Origin of the sequence: Streptomyces sp. NPDC006393, assembly GCF_040628575.1 — a bacterium.
GTDB lineage: Bacteria > Actinomycetota > Actinomycetes > Streptomycetales > Streptomycetaceae > Streptomyces.
Map to the genome: position 1 here is coordinate 48,293 of NZ_JBEXZD010000026.1, position 16,395 is coordinate 64,687.

15 protein-coding genes and 2 pseudogenes are annotated in these 16,395 nt (G+C 70.1%); 15 read left to right on the plus strand and 2 right to left on the minus strand.

What is annotated here, in order from left to right; all coding sequences use genetic code 11:
• The first annotated feature begins 14 nt into the window (after nucleotides 1-14).
• Entirely contained in the window at nucleotides 15-917 is a 903-nt protein-coding gene (locus ABZ484_RS14120) for a tRNA (adenine-N1)-methyltransferase (RefSeq protein ID WP_030179604.1), read from the plus strand.
• Nucleotides 918-1,148: 231 nt separating this feature from the next.
• The gene (locus ABZ484_RS14125; protein WP_358866143.1) at nucleotides 1,149-1,721 is read left to right on the plus strand and encodes a hypothetical protein; all 573 of its coding nucleotides are present in this window, start codon (nucleotides 1,149-1,151) and stop codon (nucleotides 1,719-1,721) included.
• Nucleotides 1,722-1,780: 59 nt separating this feature from the next.
• Here the strand turns inward: ABZ484_RS14125 and ABZ484_RS14130 are convergent, their stop codons facing one another.
• The gene (locus ABZ484_RS14130) at nucleotides 1,781-2,080 is read right to left on the minus strand and encodes a ferredoxin (RefSeq protein WP_358866144.1); all 300 of its coding nucleotides are present in this window, start codon (nucleotides 2,078-2,080) and stop codon (nucleotides 1,781-1,783) included.
• A gap of 248 nt (nucleotides 2,081-2,328) precedes the next feature.
• On the opposite strand from ABZ484_RS14130, the gene arc reads away from it, so the two are divergent.
• The 6 genes and pseudogenes from arc to prcA all read left to right on the plus strand — a co-directional run bounded on the left by arc (nucleotide 2,329) and on the right by prcA (nucleotide 8,232).
• Nucleotides 2,329-4,095 carry a proteasome ATPase gene (arc, locus tag ABZ484_RS14135; RefSeq protein WP_358866145.1) on the plus strand — a complete coding sequence of 589 codons (1,767 nt, stop codon included), beginning with the start codon at nucleotides 2,329-2,331 and terminating at the stop codon, nucleotides 4,093-4,095.
• Between the two features lie 235 nt (nucleotides 4,096-4,330).
• A complete protein-coding gene (gene dop, locus ABZ484_RS14140) occupies nucleotides 4,331-5,842 on the plus strand; it encodes a depupylase/deamidase Dop (protein ID WP_358866146.1) in 1,512 nt (503 codons plus the stop codon).
• A gap of 182 nt (nucleotides 5,843-6,024) precedes the next feature.
• On the plus strand, nucleotides 6,025-6,243 hold the full coding sequence (locus ABZ484_RS14145; RefSeq protein ID WP_030179596.1) for a ubiquitin-like protein Pup: 219 nt from the start codon (nucleotides 6,025-6,027) through the stop codon (nucleotides 6,241-6,243).
• A 166-nt stretch (nucleotides 6,244-6,409) separates the two neighbouring features.
• A pseudogene (locus tag ABZ484_RS14150) lies at nucleotides 6,410-6,604 on the plus strand (endonuclease domain-containing protein); the annotation flags it as partial.
• Nucleotides 6,556-7,401, plus strand: coding sequence for a proteasome subunit beta (prcB, locus tag ABZ484_RS14155; RefSeq protein WP_358866147.1), 846 nt, complete (start codon nucleotides 6,556-6,558; stop codon nucleotides 7,399-7,401). The pseudogene ABZ484_RS14150 and the gene prcB, both read left to right, overlap by 49 nt.
• A 60-nt stretch (nucleotides 7,402-7,461) precedes the next feature.
• Nucleotides 7,462-8,232 (plus strand): proteasome subunit alpha, encoded by a 771-nt coding sequence (gene prcA, locus ABZ484_RS14160; protein ID WP_358866148.1) that lies wholly within the window; start codon nucleotides 7,462-7,464, stop codon nucleotides 8,230-8,232.
• 92 nt (nucleotides 8,233-8,324) lie between these two features.
• Here prcA and ABZ484_RS14165 read toward each other — a convergent pair whose 3' ends face one another.
• Entirely contained in the window at nucleotides 8,325-9,341 is a 1,017-nt protein-coding gene (locus ABZ484_RS14165) for a LacI family DNA-binding transcriptional regulator (RefSeq protein WP_358866149.1), read from the minus strand.
• Between the two features lie 113 nt (nucleotides 9,342-9,454).
• On the opposite strand from ABZ484_RS14165, the gene ABZ484_RS14170 reads away from it, so the two are divergent.
• The 7 genes and pseudogenes from ABZ484_RS14170 (at nucleotide 9,455) to ABZ484_RS14200 (ending at nucleotide 16,395) form a co-directional block, all read left to right on the plus strand.
• A complete protein-coding gene (locus tag ABZ484_RS14170) occupies nucleotides 9,455-10,723 on the plus strand; it encodes an MFS transporter (RefSeq protein ID WP_358866150.1) in 1,269 nt (422 codons plus the stop codon).
• Nucleotides 10,724-10,732: 9 nt separating this feature from the next.
• Nucleotides 10,733-12,094, plus strand: coding sequence for a Pup--protein ligase (pafA, locus tag ABZ484_RS14175; RefSeq protein WP_131560799.1), 1,362 nt, complete (start codon nucleotides 10,733-10,735; stop codon nucleotides 12,092-12,094).
• 143 nt (nucleotides 12,095-12,237) lie between these two features.
• On the plus strand, nucleotides 12,238-13,245 hold the full coding sequence (locus tag ABZ484_RS14180; protein ID WP_358866151.1) for an FKBP-type peptidyl-prolyl cis-trans isomerase: 1,008 nt from the start codon (nucleotides 12,238-12,240) through the stop codon (nucleotides 13,243-13,245).
• Between the two features lie 61 nt (nucleotides 13,246-13,306).
• Nucleotides 13,307-13,678, plus strand: a complete 372-nt coding sequence (locus ABZ484_RS14185; RefSeq protein WP_030179581.1) for an FKBP-type peptidyl-prolyl cis-trans isomerase — start codon at nucleotides 13,307-13,309, stop codon at nucleotides 13,676-13,678.
• Nucleotides 13,679-13,828: 150 nt separating this feature from the next.
• Nucleotides 13,829-14,782, plus strand: coding sequence for a WYL domain-containing protein (locus ABZ484_RS14190; RefSeq protein ID WP_358866152.1), 954 nt, complete (start codon nucleotides 13,829-13,831; stop codon nucleotides 14,780-14,782).
• A gap of 18 nt (nucleotides 14,783-14,800) precedes the next feature.
• Nucleotides 14,801-15,775 (plus strand): annotated as a pseudogene (locus ABZ484_RS14195) (WYL domain-containing protein); the annotation flags it as partial.
• Between the two features lie 326 nt (nucleotides 15,776-16,101).
• Entirely contained in the window at nucleotides 16,102-16,395 is a 294-nt protein-coding gene (locus tag ABZ484_RS14200; protein WP_358866153.1) for a hypothetical protein, read from the plus strand.

A 16,395-nucleotide genomic window follows, 5' to 3' on the forward strand; every position in this document is an offset into this window, starting at 1 on the left:
GGTAGGCTGGTCACATGTCCGAACCGACCGGTGCCGCCCGCCGCCGCGGGCCCTTCAAGGTCGGGGACCAGGTACAGCTGACCGACCCCAAGGGCCGCCACTACACGTTCACGCTCGAGGCCGGGAAGAACTTCCACACCCACAAGGGTTCCTTCCCGCACGACGAACTGATCGGCGCACCCGAGGGCAGCGTTGTCCGCACCACCGGCAACGTCGCCTACCTCGCGCTGCGTCCCCTGCTCCCCGACTACGTCCTGTCCATGCCCCGCGGGGCAGCCGTCGTCTACCCCAAGGACGCGGGGCAGATCCTCGCCTTCGCCGACATCTTCCCCGGCGCCCGCGTCGTGGAGGCCGGTGTCGGCTCCGGCTCGCTCAGCAGCTTCCTGCTGCGCGCCATCGGTGACCAGGGCATGCTGCACAGCTACGAGCGCCGCGCCGACTTCGCCGAGATCGCCCAGGCCAACGTGGAGCGCTACTTCGGCGGCCCGCACCCCGCCTGGCAGCTCACCGTCGGCGACCTCCAGGACAACCTGTCCGACACCGACGTCGACCGCGTCATCCTCGACATGCTCGCCCCCTGGGAGTGCCTCGAGGCCGTCTCCAAGGCGCTCGTCCCCGGCGGCATCCTGTGCTGCTACGTCGCCACCACCACCCAGCTCGCCCGGACCGTGGAGTCCATCCGCGAGATCGGCTGCTTCAACGAGCCGACCGCCTGGGAGACGATGATCCGCAACTGGCACATCGAGGGCCTCGCCGTCCGCCCCGACCACCGGATGATCGGGCACACCGGCTTCCTGCTCACCGCCCGCCGCCTCGCGGACGGCGTCGAGCCGCCCATGCGCCGCCGCCGCCCCGCCAAGGGCGCCTACGGCGAGGACTACGAGGGCCCCAACGCAGACGGAGGCACCGGCCGCTGACGCGGCCCCCTGCCGCAGCCAACGAACGGGCGCCGTGGCTCAGTTCCCCCTGCCGAACCGGGAACTCCGCCACGGCGCCCCCGCGTTGAACCCGCACCGGGAACCTGCCGCCGCCGCACGGCGGCGGCCCGGGCCGGTCACAAGTACCCACCCCACCGTTCCCCCGCGGTGTGACGTGTGGCACGATGCTGGCCACCCCCACCGGCACAGCCCTCACAGGAGACACTCCTAGTGCAGCACCCCGCCGTTCCGGAACTGGCACACACGCACACCCGGCCCATCCACTGGGTGGCCACCGCCACGGCCGTCGCCGGTGTCATCGCCCTTTCCTCGGCCCTCCAGCCCGGCTCCGCCACCGCCGCCCAGACCGCCGACGGCGGCACCCGGGCCAAGAGCGCCGCCACACCCGCCACCACCGGCGTGACCTTCCCGCTCCAGTGCGGACCCGTGAAGGCCGTCGTGGCGAAGAAGGCCTCCGGGGACCTCGACGGCGACGGCCGGCCGGAGACCGTGGCCGTCGTGCACTGCGACGCCTCCATGGGCACCCCGCCCGACGCCGTCTACGTCCTCACCCAGGCCGAAGGAGCCAAGGCCCCGCGCGTGGTGGCCACCCTGGTCGACCCCAAGGACCGGTACACCGTCACCGACTTCGCCGTGCGGGCCGGCGACATAACCGCCACCCTCCTCGGCTACTCCTCGCCCGACGTGCCCAATTGCTGCCCCGACGTGAAGGACGGCGTGAAGTGGCGGTGGCAGAACGGCGCGTTCGTCCGCTCCACGCCCGCCCAGGCGCGCGGCGTCTGACACCGGGCCCGCCAGGGGTGTGAGAAATCAGACAGTAGTGACGGCAGGCGCTCGCGCGGTCACCCCGCGTCAGGTCCGTACATCTCGACCCTGTCCGAAACCCGCCGCACATGGATGCACTCGCCCGGGCATTCCCGGGCCGAGTCGACGACGTCCGTGAGAAGCGGCAGCGGCACGGGCGTTGCCGCCCCTTTCTCCTGGAGGAGCTCGTCGTCCGCGCCCTTCACATAGGCCAGGCCGTCGATGTCCAGCTCGAAGACTTCCGGCGCATACTGTGCGCAGATGCCGTCACCGGTGCACAGGTCCTGGTCGATCCAGACCTCCAGTGCCTCGCCACCGTCCGCGGTCCGCTGCTGCACGTTCGTCTCTCCTGCCGTGTCTCGTCGAGCCGGCGGGAATCAGGCCAGCTCTGACGGGTGTTGAACATCTCGACCCTATCTCTGTTCGCTTTCCAATCATGTTCGGTGGGTATTCCCCTGGCGTGAGGGAGAGCGCAAGGGTGAAGATCGGACACACCCCGACCGTCTTTGTGATCTAGGGGTTTCAATCGACACCCACCCAGGTAGGGTCTGGAAGCGTCCAGCTCCCCTTGGAGGAGGTGAGGACCGTGGCAGCCCACGACGACGACATGAACCGCGGCATCCGCCCGGGACGAGGGTCCGAAGACCCGGCCGGGCAGATCGCCTACCTTGAGCAGGAGATCGCCGTCCTGCGACGCAAGCTCGCCGACTCTCCGCGACACACGAGGATTCTCGAAGAGCGGATCGTCGAGCTGCAGACCAACCTGGCCGGCGTGTCCGCGCAGAACGAACGCCTCGCGAACACCCTCCGTGAGGCCCGCGACCAGATCGTGGCCCTCAAGGAAGAGGTCGACCGGCTCGCCCAGCCGCCCGCCGGCTTCGGCGTCTTCCTGCAGGCCAACGAGGACGGCACCGCCGACATCTTCACCGGCGGCCGCAAACTGCGGGTGAACGTCAGCCCCAGCGTCGAGCTCGACGAGCTCCGGCGCGGCCAGGAAGTGATGCTCAACGAGGCGCTCAACGTGGTCGAGGCCATGGAGTTCGAGAGCGTCGGCGACATCGTCACCCTCAAGGAGATCCTCGAGGACGGCGAGCGCGCCCTGGTCATCGGGCACACCGACGAGGAACGGGTGGTACGGCTCGCCGAGCCGCTGCTGGACGTGACCATCCGCGCCGGCGACGCCCTCCTGCTCGAGCCCAGGTCCGGCTACGTCTACGAGGTCGTGCCCAAGAGCGAGGTCGAAGAACTCGTCCTCGAAGAGGTGCCCGACATCGGATACGACCAGATCGGCGGCCTCGGCAACCAGATCGAGATGATCCGCGACGCCGTCGAGCTGCCGTACCTCTACCCGGACCTGTTCAAGGAGCACGAACTGCGCCCGCCGAAGGGTGTCCTGCTCTACGGCCCCCCCGGATGCGGCAAGACGCTCATCGCCAAGGCCGTCGCCAACTCGCTGGCCAAGAAGGTCGCCGAGGTCACCGGCCAGGCCGCGGGCAAGAGCTTCTTCCTCAACATCAAGGGCCCCGAGCTCCTGAACAAGTACGTCGGCGAGACCGAGCGGCAGATCCGCCTGGTCTTCCAGCGAGCCCGCGAGAAGGCCAGCGAGGGCACCCCCGTCATCGTCTTCTTCGACGAGATGGAATCCCTCTTCCGCACCCGCGGCTCCGGCGTCAGCTCGGACGTGGAGAACACCATCGTCCCCCAGCTGCTCGCCGAGATCGACGGCGTGGAAGGCCTCCAGAACGTGGTCGTGATCGGCGCCTCCAACCGCGAGGACATGATCGACCCGGCCATCCTGCGCCCCGGCCGGCTCGACGTGAAGATCAAGATCGAGCGTCCGGACGCCGAGGCGGCCCAGGACATCTTCGGGAAGTACCTCACCGAGCGCCTTCCGCTGCACGCGGACGACCTCTCGGAACACGGCGGCGACAAGGACGCCACGGTCCAGGCCATGATCCAGACCGCGGTCGAGCAGATGTACGCCGAAACCGAGGAGAACCGCTTCCTGGAGGTCACCTACGCCAACGGTGACAAGGAAGTCCTCTACTTCAAGGACTTCAACTCCGGCGCCATGATCGAGAACATCGTCGGCCGCGCCAAGAAAATGGCGATCAAGGACTTCCTCGAGAAGAACCAGAAGGGTCTCCGCGTCTCCCACCTGCTCCAGGCCTGCGTGGACGAGTTCAAGGAGAACGAGGACCTGCCCAACACCACCAACCCGGACGACTGGGCCCGGATCTCCGGAAAGAAGGGCGAGCGGATCGTCTACATCCGCACCCTCATCACCGGAAAGCAGGGCGCGGACACCGGACGCTCCATCGACACGGTGGCGAACACCGGACAGTACCTGTAAAAGCAGGGCGGCTGCGGGTGCCCTCGGCGGGTACCCGCAGCCGACCTGTTTTTCGGGGCCCACGCACGGAGCAGGCAATGACGCAAATGATCTCCCCACCAGCGCAAAGGCGTTCTAGGCTCTTTCGTACCGCCGGGTCGCGCAGTGCGGGGACGGGCACCGCACAGGCACCCGAGCACCAGCGGTACTTGAGCGCCGCCCACGACCGAGGGCGCCGCCGGGCAAGGAGGGCCGCATGACCGTACGGCGAGTAATGGGCATCGAGACGGAGTACGGCATCTCCGTCCCCGGTCACCCCAACGCCAATGCCATGCTCACCTCGTCCCAGATCGTCAACGCCTACGCGGCGGCGATGCACCGGGCCCGCCGGGCCCGCTGGGACTTCGAGGAGGAGAATCCGCTGCGGGACGCCCGCGGCTTCGACCTCGCCCGCGAGGCCGCCGACGCCAGCCAGCTCACGGACGAGGACATCGGCCTGGCCAACGTGATCCTCACCAACGGCGCGCGGCTCTACGTCGACCACGCCCACCCCGAGTACAGCGCCCCCGAGGTCACCAACCCGCGCGACGCCGTCCTGTGGGACAAGGCCGGCGAACGGATCATGGCCGAGGCCGCCGAACGCGCCGCGCAGCTGCCCGGCGCCCAGCCGATCCACCTCTACAAGAACAACACCGACAACAAGGGCGCCTCCTACGGCACGCACGAGAACTACCTGATGAAGCGGGAGACCGCCTTCTCCGACATCGTGCGCCACCTCACGCCCTTCTTCGTCTCCCGCCAGGTCATCACCGGCGCCGGCCGCGTCGGCATCGGTCAGGACGGCCACGAGCACGGCTTCCAGCTCAGCCAGCGCGCGGACTACTTCGAGGTCGAGGTCGGCCTGGAGACGACGCTGAAGCGCCCCATCATCAACACCCGCGACGAACCGCACGCCGACGCGGAGAAGTACCGCCGGCTGCACGTGATCATCGGCGACGCGAACCTCTCCGAGATCTCGACCTACCTCAAGCTGGGCATGACCGCCCTGGTCCTGTCCATGATCGAGGACGGCTTCATCGCCGTCGACCTGGCCGTCGACCAGCCCGTACGCACCCTCCACCAGGTCTCGCACGACCCGTCCCTCAAGCGCCTGATCACGCTCCGCAGCGGCCGCACACTCACCGCGGTCCAGCTCCAGATGGAGTACTACGAGCTGTCGCGCAAATACGTCGAGGAGCGCTTCGGCGCGGACGCCGACGACCAGACCAAGGACGTCCTGGCCCGCTGGGAGGACACCCTCAACCGGCTGGAGAACGACCCCATGAGCCTGGCCGGCGAGCTGGACTGGGTCGCCAAGCGGTCGCTCATGGAGGGCTACCGGCGCCGCGACGGCCTGGACTGGGACGCCGCCCGCCTGCACCTGGTGGACCTCCAGTACGCGGACGTACGCCCCGAGAAGGGCCTGTACAACCGTCTGGTGGCCCGCGGACGCATGAAGCGCCTGCTGGACGAGTCCGAGGTCGACCGGGCCCGCAGGAAGCCGCCGGAGGACACCCGCGCCTACTTCCGCGGCCGCTGCCTGGAGCAGTACGCCGACGACGTCGCCGCCGCCTCCTGGGACTCGGTCATCTTCGACCTGCCGGGCCGGGACTCGCTCCAGCGCGTCCCAACCCTGGAGCCGCTTCGCGGAACGCGTAATCACGTCAAGGAGCTCCTGGACCGCTGCCGCACCGCGGAGGACCTGGTCAGGGTCCTGTCCGGCGGCTGAGCGGGTACCCGGAGGCGGACCGGCCGGACGGGGTGGAAATCCCTCCGGCCGGGAATCATCGAGACGGCCCCCGTACGTTGGAGAAACCACGGGGCCGATGTCGGACCCGGCTTGTAGGGTCTGATCATCACCGATCGGCCGTAATGCCGACCATGTCGGGCGAACTGAGCGGGGTGAGGGTTATGGCAACGAAGGACACCGGCGGCGGGCAGCAGAAGGCCACGCACTCGACCGAGGAGGTCGAGGAGCAGGTCCAGGACGCACAGGCCGCCGAGGACCTCAAGGAACGCCACGAGAAGCTGAGCGACGACGTGGACGACGTCCTCGACGAAATCGATGATGTACTCGAGTCCAACGCAGAGGATTTCGTGAGGTCATTCGTTCAAAAGGGCGGGCAGTAGGCCGCTTCCTCCTTCGAATCGAAGGAGGGTGGGCGGAGCGGCGGCGGACGATCCGGTCGGCGAAGCGCTGCGTGCGGTGCGGTGAGGCCACACCGCGCGCAGCCTTCGCTTCCGGGCGGCGCCACCGTGCGCGGGGGTTCGGCGAGGGCTCCGTGGGAGCCGCCCGCAGGCTTCCGCCGTTCATGTGGATCACCGCCACAAGGCGGGTAGGGTCCGTGGCGTACTGTGCTTCAACTGCAATTCCGGCCTCGGCCTGTTGCGGGACGATCCCGGAGCCGCGTACCGAGCTGCCGACTACCTGGAAGGAAACGCGTGGAAGCCAACACTCGTAGCACCGGGCGTCTACCGGCTGCCTTCCTGACGCCTGGGTCCTCCTCGTTCATGGACTTTCTCTCCGAGCACCAGCCGGAGCTGCTGCCGGGCAAGCGGCAGCTGCCGCCCGTGCAGGGCGTGATCGAGGCTCCGCACGGCACGACCATCGTCGCCACGACGTTCCCGGGGGGCGTCGTGCTGGCCGGTGACCGCCGGGCGACCATGGGGAACGTCATCGCGCAGCGGGACATCGAGAAGGTGTTCCCGGCGGACGAGTACTCGGCCGTCGGTATCGCCGGCACCGCCGGCATCGCCGTGGAGATGGTGAAGCTGTTCCAGCTGGAGCTGGAGCACTTCGAGAAGGTCGAGGGGGCGCAGCTGTCGCTGGAGGGCAAGGCGAACCGGCTGTCGACCATGATCCGCTCCAACCTGGGCATGGCCATGCAGGGCCTGGCCGTGGTTCCGCTGTTCGCGGGGTACGACCTGGACCGCGAGAAGGGCCGGATCTTCTCCTACGACGTCACCGGCGGCCGCAGCGAGGAGCACGGCTTCGCGGCGACCGGTTCCGGGTCGATCTTCGCGCGCGGAGCGATGAAGAAGCTCTTCCGTGAGGACCTGAGCGAGGCCGAGGCCACGACGCTGGTGGTGCAGGCCCTGTACGACGCGGCAGACGACGACTCGGCGACCGGTGGTCCCGATGTCGCCCGCCGGATCTATCCGATCGTCACCGTGATCACCGAGGACGGTTTCCGCCGGCTGACCGAGGACGAGTCCTCCGAGATCGCCCGTTCGGTGCTCCAGCGGCGTCTGGAGCAGCCCGACGGCCCGCGGGCGGCGCTGCTGTAGCCGGTGGGCGCTCTTGTCCAGGGTGATCGAGTGACTTCTACAGAAAGGGACGGATAACCGGTGTCGACGCCGTTCTATGTGTCACCTCAGCAGGCCATGGCCGACCGGGCGGAGTACGCCCGCAAGGGCATCGCCCGAGGCCGCAGCCTGGTCGTGCTGCAGTACGCCGACGGAATCGTGTTCGTCGGTGAGAATCCGTCCCGCGCGCTGCACAAGTTCAGCGAGATCTACGACCGGATCGGGTTCGCCGCGGCGGGCAAGTACAACGAGTACGAGAACCTGCGCATCGGCGGTGTCCGCTACGCCGACCTGCGGGGTTACACCTACGACCGGGACGACGTCACGGCCCGGGGGCTTGCCAACGTCTATGCCCAGACGCTGGGCACGATCTTCTCCAGCGCGGCGGAGAAGCCGTACGAGGTGGAGCTGGTGGTCGCCGAGGTGGGGGAGACCCCGGAGGGTGACCAGATCTACCGGCTTCCGCACGACGGGTCGATCGTGGACGAGCACGGCTCGGTCGCGGTCGGTGGCAACGCCGAGCAGATCAGCAGCTATCTCGACCAGCGCCACCGGGACGGGATGACGCTGGCCGAGGCGCTGAAGCTGGCGGTGCAGGCCCTGTCCCGCGACACCAACGGCAGCGAGCGGGAGATCCCCGCGGAGCGCCTGGAGGTGGCGGTGCTGGACCGTACGCGTCCGCAGAAGCGCAAGTTCAAGCGCATCGTGGGGCGCCAGCTGGCGCGTCTGCTGGAGGGCGGCGAGGCGGACACCTCGCAGGACGGCGACGACGTGGCCGACTCGGCCGACTCCTCGGGTTCCGAGAAGGAGTAGACCTTCCGGGTGGTCCTTCGCTCATGGGTGCCCCGGCGCCGATGTCATGTGACGTCGGCTCCGGGGCACCTGCGTCTTGGGAGGCTCGTGTCTCAGGAGGCGCTGGGCGGGGCCGTGGAGCCTCTTACCACCAGTTCGACGGGGATGTCCCCGCCGGCCGGTGTGCGGCCGTCCAGGACGGCCAGGAGGGCGTGCATGCCGCGTTCGCCGAACAGTTCCGCGTCCAGGCGGACGGTCGTGAGTTCGGGGTCGATGGCGGTGGCGAGGGCGAGGTCGTCGAGGCCGGTGACGGAGATGTCGTCGGGTACGCGCAGGCCGAGGCGGCGCAGGGCCTTGTAGGCGCCGGCGGCCAGTTTGTCGTCGTCGCAGACCAGGGCGGTGGGGCGGGGCCCGGGGGCGCTCAGGGCGGCCTCGGTGGCGGCTTGGGCGTCCTCGATGGAGATGGGGGCGCGGGCGGTGCTCACGGAGGTGCCCGGTACGGCGCCGACGCGCGCCGCGAGCTCCCGTGCCCGTACGTCGAAGGTCCAGGAGGGCACGTCCGCCGCGAGGTGGAGGAAGCGCCGGTGGCCGAGGGCGAGCAGATGGCCGGCGACCTGGCGTACGCCGTCGGCGATGTCCAGGTTCACGGTGGCGGCGCCGAGGCTGCCCTCGGGGTCGCTGTCCAGCATGACCAGGGGGAGCTGGTCGCCGCGGATGGCGGTGAGGGCGTCGGCGGCCATGGAGGAGGCGATGACGCCGTCCAAGGCTGCTCGGGCGGAGGCGAAGGGGTTGCGGGCGGGTCCGATGCCTTCGGGGGAGGGGTAGAGGACGACGCCGAACCCGTGTTCGGCGGCGATGCGGGCGGCGCCGGTGTAGACGCCGGCGAAGAACTCGGTGGTCAGGGCGGGGACGACGAGGAGGACGGTGCGAGTGTGGCCGAGGCGCAGGTTGCGGGCGGCGAGGTTGGGCCGGTAGCCGAGGTCGTGGGCGGCCTGCCGTACCCGTTCGGCGGTGGCCTGCGAGACCCGGCCGCGCCACTTGTCGCCGAGGACGAGCGAGACGGCGGCCTGGGAGACTCCGGCGGCCTGGGCGACGTCACGGCTGGTGGGGCGCGTGCTTGCTGGTGCCACCGCAGCGCTGCTCCTGTTCGAGTGGTCGTCCGGTCGTCTGGACCGGTGAACTGCGCACATGGTACGTATGGCGGGCGACGTTATACGTAAAACCTGACCCTGGAGGGCGTGCGATGGCCGCGGGATTCGCGGGGTACCTGGAGATCCTCGGGGCGCGGCACGCCGCCCGGCTGCTGGTGGGCACGCTGGTGGGGCGGCTGCCGAACGCCACCGCGGCGATCGCGATCGTGCTGTTCGTGCGCGCTGAGGGCGGCACGTACAGCCTGGCGGGGGCGCTGGCGGCGGTGTACGGGGTGGCCAACGCGGTCGGCCAGCCGGTGCTGGGCCGCCTGGTGGACCTGCACGGACAGCCCCGGGTGCAGCTGCCGGCCGCGGTGGCCTCGGCCCTGGCGATGACCGTCTTCGCGCTGACCGGTACCGAGCCGCCGGTGCTCGCCTGGACGGCCGTGGCGGCGGCCGGGCTGTTCACGCCGCCGCTGGAGGGCGGGCTGCGCGCGCTGTGGCCCAGTGTCCTGCGCAGGGAGGGCCAGGTGCACACGGCGTACGCGATGGACGCGGTGGCGCAGGAAGTCATGTTCACGGTGGGGCCGTTGCTGGTGACGCTGTGCGCGTCGCTGTGGTCGGCGCGGGCCGCGCTGGTGGTGCTGAACGTGATCGGGGTGCTGGGCGCGCTGTCGGTGGTGGTCTCGCCGCCGTCGAGGGCGTGGCGTTCGGCGCCGCGTGCGGCGCACTGGCTCGGGGCGCTGCGCTCGCCGGGGCTGCTGGCGCTGCTGGGGGCGTTCCTGTTCGTCGGGATCGCGCTGGGGTCCATCACGGTGGCGGCGGTGCCGTACGCGGACGGACATGGCGGGGACGCGGTGTACGGCTGGCTGATGGCGGCGCTGGGCCTGGGCGCGCTGGTCGGCGGGGCCGTCTACGGGGCGCGGCAGTGGAGTGGTGTGCCCGAGCGGCGACTGCGGGTGCTGGTGGCGCTTCTGGCGGTGTGTTATCTGCCGCTGATGCTGATGCCGGGTGCGGTGGCGATGGTGGCGCTGACGGTGCTGTCCGGGGTGTTCCTGGCGCCGTGCATCGCCTGTGCGTTCATCATCGTGGACCGGCACGCGCCGAGCGGGACGGTCACCGAGGCGTTCTCCTGGCTTGTGACGACGTTCACAGTGGGGGCGTCGGTGGGGACGGGGGTGGCGGGGCCGGTGGTCCAGGCGGGCGGCGCGCTGTGGGGATTCGCGGTGCCGGGCGCGGCGGGGGCCGTGTCGTTGCTGGTGCTTCTGGCCACCGGGCGGGTCCTCGCAGCTCCCGCAGGGAGGGCGGTCGTTGCGGCTTCATCGGAAAATGATCCAAATCGTGCTGTCGAACCCCGTTTCAGCTCGGGGGATCGGGCGTAATGTTCACTCATGGACCGCCGCATTTTCGGGCTGGAGAACGAGTACGGCGTCACGTGCACGTTCAGGGGACAGCGCCGTCTGTCGCCTGACGAGGTGGCGCGGTACCTCTTCCGCCGTGTCGTGTCATGGGGCCGCAGCAGCAATGTCTTTCTGCGGAACGGCGCCCGGCTTTATCTCGACGTGGGCTCACATCCGGAATACGCGACACCCGAATGTGACAATGTGATCGAACTGGTCACCCACGACAAGGCCGGCGAGCGCATTCTGGAAGGACTCCTGGTAGACGCGGAACGACGCCTGCACGAGGAGGGAATCGCGGGCGACGTCTACCTCTTCAAGAACAACACCGACTCGGCGGGCAACTCCTACGGCTGTCACGAGAACTACCTGGTGGCGCGGCACGGGGAGTTCTCGCGGCTCGCGGACATCCTCATTCCGTTCCTGGTCACCAGGCAGTTGCTGTGCGGCGCGGGCAAGGTGCTCCAGACGCCGCGCGGGGCCGTGTACTGCGTGAGCCAGCGGGCGGAGCACATCTGGGAGGGCGTCTCCTCGGCGACGACGCGTTCCCGGCCGATCATCAACACCCGCGACGAGCCGCACGCGGACGCCGAGCGCTACCGCCGGCTGCACGTCATCGTGGGCGACTCGAACATGTCCGAGACGACCATGCTGCTCAAGGTCGGCGCCACCGACCTGGTGCTGCGCATGATCGAGGCGGGCACGGTGATGCGCGACCTCACCCTGGAGAACCCGATCCGGGCGATCCGCGAGGTCAGCCACGACATCACGGGCCGCCGCAAGGTCCGCCTGGCCAGCGGCCGGGAGGCCTCGGCGCTGGAGGTGCAGCGGGAGTACTACGAGAAGGCGCTGGACTTCTGCGAGCGGCGCGGCATCCGCACCGGCACGGTGGAGCAGGTGCTGGAGCTGTGGGGCCGGACGCTGGACGCGATCGAGTCGGAGGATCTCGACCGGATCGGCACCGAGATCGACTGGGTGATGAAGTACAAGCTCATCGAGCGGTACCGCGCCAAGCACAACATGACCATGTCGCATCCGCGGGTCGCCCAGATAGACCTCGCCTACCACGACATCCACCGCCGTCGTGGCCTGTACTACCTGCTGGAGAAGAAGGGCCAAGCGACCCGGATCTGCAACGACTTGAAGATCTTCGAGGGCAAGTCGGTTCCGCCGCAGACCACTCGGGCGCGGCTGCGCGGCGACTTCATCCGGCGGGCGCAGGAGCAGCGGCGGGACTTCACCGTCGACTGGGTGCACCTGAAGCTCAACGACCAGGCGCAGCGGACGGTGTTGTGCAAGGACCCGTTCCGTTCGGTGGACGACCGGGTGGAGAAGCTGATCGCCGGAATGTGAGCCGTGTGCGGGCCGGCAGGCGCGGCCCGCACGCATTACCCAAACGCCACACGGGCGCCGTACGTTTCGCGTACGGCGCCCGTGCGGCATCGTAGAGTTGCGCGCACGCCATCAACAGACCGATCGATTACGAGGCCCCCACCGTGCGCCGACGCTCTCTTCTTCTTTCCGTCCCCGCGGGGCTGGTCACTCTGGCCGCCTGCGGCAACGACAACGCCGGCTCGGGCAAGGCCAGTGAGACCGCCTCCCCGTCGCCGTCCGCCCCGGCCACGTCGGCCGCGCCGCCGCCGAAGATCGTCTCCGGGCCGCTGCCGGCGATCACCGCGGGCACGAAGTTCGGGCAGAAGCCGACCGTGGCCAAGGGCAGCGGTGAGCCGTCGAAGGACCTCGCGGTGAAGACGGTGATCGCGGACGGTGGCCGCGCGGTGGCGGAGAACGACTACGTCCAGGCGCACTACCTGGGGCAGATCTGGGACTCGGGCAAGGTCTTCGACAACTCCTACGACCGCAAGGCGCCGCTGATCATCCAGCTCTCCCAGGGGTCGATCATCGACGGCTGGCGCTATGCGCTGGCCGGGAAGAAGGTCGGCAGCCGGCTCCTGTTCTCGGTGCCGCCGACCTGGGGCTACGGCACGCAGGGCAACGCGCAGGCGGGCATCAAGGGCACGGACACGCTGGTGTTCGTCGTCGATGTGCAGAACACCTTCAACGCGACGAGCTCGGCCAAGGGCAAGGCCGTGCCGCAGAACAAGGCGGACCTGCCGAAGGTGGGCACCAACACCGACGGCAAGGCGCCGTCGATCACCGTGCCGAAGGCCGCCGCGCCGAAGAACCTCGTGTCCGAGTACGTCATCGAGGGCAGCGGTCCGGTGGTCAAGGCGGACCAGACGGTGCTCGTCCAGTACAAGGGCGTGCTGTGGGACGGCGGCAAGGAGTTCGACTCGACCTACCAGAAGAAGACCCTGGCCTCGTTCTCCCTCCAGCAGGTCGTCAAGGGGTGGGCGCAGGGCATGACCGGCAAGAAGGTGGGCAGCCGGGTCCTGATCGTGATTCCCCCGTCGCTGGGCTACGGCGACAACCCGCCGCCGAACAGCGGCATCCAGAAGGACTCCACGATGGTGTTCACCGTGGACATCCTCGCCGCGATGTGAGGCGCGGGGGATGTAAGACTGTGCCTGTTGCCTTATCGCAGACAAAGCAGGAGCTAGAGACGTGAGCATCGACAAGCCCGAGATCGACTTCCCGGGCGGCGAGCCCCCGGCGGAGCTGGAGATCAAGGACATCTGGGAGGGCGACGGCGAGGTGGCGAAGGCGGGTCAGACCGTCACCGTCCACTACGTGGGTGTCGCCTTCAGCACCGGTGAGGAGTTCGACGCCAGCTGGAACCGGGGTACCCCCTTCCGCTTCCCGCTGGGCGCCGGGCGTGTCATCAAGGGCTGGGACCAGGGCGTGCAGGGCATGAAGGTCGGCGGCCGCCGCCAGCTGACCATCCCGGCCCACCTCGCCTACGGCAACCAGAGCCCGACCCCGGCGATCAAGCCCGGCGAGACGCTGATCTTCGTCGTGGACCTGCTCGGGGTCTGATCGTCCTGCTTCGGATCCCACCCGGATCCAGCGGGTTCCGATCACCTGGGGCCCATGCCTGTTCGGGCGTGGGCCCTCGGCTTTTGCCACGGCGTCGCGGAGCGGTACGGTCATCGGTCGTAAGCACCATAAGGAAGGCGAAGGGCATCGATGGCCATTGCCAAGGCCGAGCGGCTGATGAACCTGGCGCTGTGCCTGCTCGGGGCGCGGCGGCCGCTCAGCAAGCGTGAGCTGCGCGAGTCCATCGAGGCCTATCTCGAAGCGGGGTCCGACGACTCCTTCAACCGCATGTTCGAGCGGGACAAGGACGACCTGCGTGAGCTGGGGCTGGTCATCGAGACCGTCGAGAGCCTGGACGGCGAGATCGGCTACCTGGCCCGCCGGGACAGCAACCGGCTGCCGCCCATCACCCTGGACGCCGAGGAGGCCGCCGCGCTGGGGCTGGCCGCCAAGGTCTGGCAGCAGGCCCGACTCGCCGGGGCCGCCAGCGGCGCCCTGCAGAAACTGCGTGCGGCCGGGCTGCCCGAGGACGTCGACCCGTACGAGGCGCACGGCGCCCTGGAGCCGCGCATCCCGGTCCACGAGGCCGCCTTCGAACCGCTGATGCTGGCCTGCCGCGACCGCCGCCCGGTCGTCTTCGACTACCGCAAGGCCAGTGCCGCCCGCCCGGAGACCCGGCACGTCGAGCCGTGGGCGCTGGAGTGCTGGCGCGGCCACTGGTACCTGGCCGGCTTCGACCGCGACCGCGGCGCCGAGCGCGTCTTCCGGCTCTCCCGGATCACCGGGAAGGTCCGCTCGCGTGGCACCGGCTTCACCGCCCCCGTCCCCGACGTCGTCACCGTCCGCGAGACCGTCGCGAGCTGGGCGGGCGAGATCGCCGACCGCTCCGCCCGCATCCGGCTGCGCTCGGGCGCCGGGTACCCCCTTCGGGCGAAGGCCTCGGCGATACGGGAACTCGGCGACGGGTGGGACGAGTTGGACATCCCGTACGGGCACGGGCTGGACGCCTGGCTGGTGGAGTTCGGACCGGACGTGGTGGTCGTCGAACCCGCCGAGCTGCGGGCTGACGTGGTGGACCGGCTGCGTGCCGTGGCCAAGGGCTGAGGGGGAGCGAGCAACACTGTGGCAGGCAAACCGGTCAGGCCCGTGAACGCCATCGACCAGACCCGGCGGATGCTCTCCCTGGTGACGTATCTCAGGGAGCGCCCCGGCGCCCGGATCGAGGACGTGGCGCGTGCCTTCGGCATCACCGAGGACGAGCTGGTCTCGGACCTCGACGTGCTGCCCATGTGCGGCACCAGCTTCCGCGGCGGCGACCTGCTCGACATCGACACCGACGGCGAGCGCATCTGGTGGCACAACCCGGCCGCGCTCGGCGCGGAGGCGGCCGAGCCGCTGCGGCTGGCCGCCGACGAGGCGACCGCCCTGCTGGTCGCCGCCCGCGCGGTGGCCACCCTGCCCGGACTGCGCGAGAGCGACCGGCAGGCGCTGCTGCGGGCCACGGCCAAGGTGGAGGCGGCGGCAGGCGAGGCGGCGGGCGCCAGCTCGCGCCTGTCGGTGACCTTCGAGTCCGAGGGCGGGGTCTTCGCCGACGTGGACCGGGCGATCTCCGAGCGCCGGCGTCTGTGGATCCGCTACTACTCGCCCGCGCGCGACGAGGTCACCGAGCGCGAGATCGACCCCATCCGCCTGGTCAGCGTCGGGCACACCTACGTGGAGGCCTGGTGCCGCCGCTCCGAGGCGCGCCGCACCTTCCGGCTCGACCGGGTCGCCGAGATCAAGATCCTCGACGAGCCGTCCGCGCCTCCCGAGATAGAGCTGCGCGACCTGTCCGAGGCGCTGGTGCAGCCCGCCGCCGAGGACCCCGAGGTCGTCGTCGAGGTGGGCCCGGGCGGTCGCTGGGTCGCCGAGTACTACCCGCACGACAGCGCCGATGAACTTCCCGACGGCGGGCTGCGTATCACCCTGCGCACCCCCGACCCGGCCTCGCTCAGACGCCTGGCGCTGCGCCTCGGCCGGGACGGCCGGATCGTCGCACCGGGCGACCTGGCCGCCAGCGCCCGCCAGGCGGCCTCCGACGCCCTGGCGGCCTACGACGACGCGACGGGCGTGACGGGCATGGCCGACGCGGGCGGCGTGGCAGGCGGGGCGGACGTCGACCACGCCGGGGACACCCGGGTCAGCGGCAGCGGCGAGGACGCCTCCGGTTCCGCGGGCGCCCCCGGCTCTTCGAGTGCCGCCGGCTCACCGGGCGACGCCGGCTCTCCGGGCGTTTCCGGTGCCTCGGGCGCCGCGGGGTCCCCCGGCGTTCCGGGTGCCTCGCAGGCCGTGGGCTCCTCGGGCCGTGCCGCGCCGGAGGCCCGGGGCGTGCCCGCGGGGTCCGGTGGATTGGACGGGCGGTACGACAGGCAGGAGCAGGGGCTTTGAGCGAGTCGGTGGCGCCCGGGGTGCGCGGGGTGTCGGTGGCGGCGGCGTTCGCCGGGATGAGGAGTGTGGCCCCGGTGGTGTTCCGGGCGGGCTGCCCCGACTGCCGGGGGCGCTTCGAGCTCGCCGCGAGCGCGCTGCGCCTGGCCATCGGCGCCAGCAGGCGCACCACCTTCTACTCCTTCACCTGCCCCGACTGCGGCGCGGCGGTCCGCAAACCGGCCGGCGAGCGCATCGTGGAGCTGCTCACCGGTGGCGGGGTCAGGACGCTGCGTCTGCACTCGACGGTCTAG

What these genes read in the sequence shown, in the direction of transcription:
- ABZ484_RS14120 (WP_030179604.1), top strand. Translation starts at nt 15, where the DNA reads ATGTCCGAACCGACCGGTGCCGCCCGCCGCCGCGGGCCCTTCAAGGTC.
- dop (WP_358866146.1), top strand. Translation starts at nt 4,331, where the DNA reads ATGACCGTACGGCGAGTAATGGGCATCGAGACGGAGTACGGCATCTCC.
- ABZ484_RS14145 (WP_030179596.1), top strand. Translation starts at nt 6,025, where the DNA reads ATGGCAACGAAGGACACCGGCGGCGGGCAGCAGAAGGCCACGCACTCG.
- ABZ484_RS14170 (WP_358866150.1), top strand. Translation starts at nt 9,455, where the DNA reads ATGGCCGCGGGATTCGCGGGGTACCTGGAGATCCTCGGGGCGCGGCAC.
- pafA (WP_131560799.1), top strand. Translation starts at nt 10,733, where the DNA reads ATGGACCGCCGCATTTTCGGGCTGGAGAACGAGTACGGCGTCACGTGC.
- ABZ484_RS14190 (WP_358866152.1), top strand. Translation starts at nt 13,829, where the DNA reads ATGGCCATTGCCAAGGCCGAGCGGCTGATGAACCTGGCGCTGTGCCTG.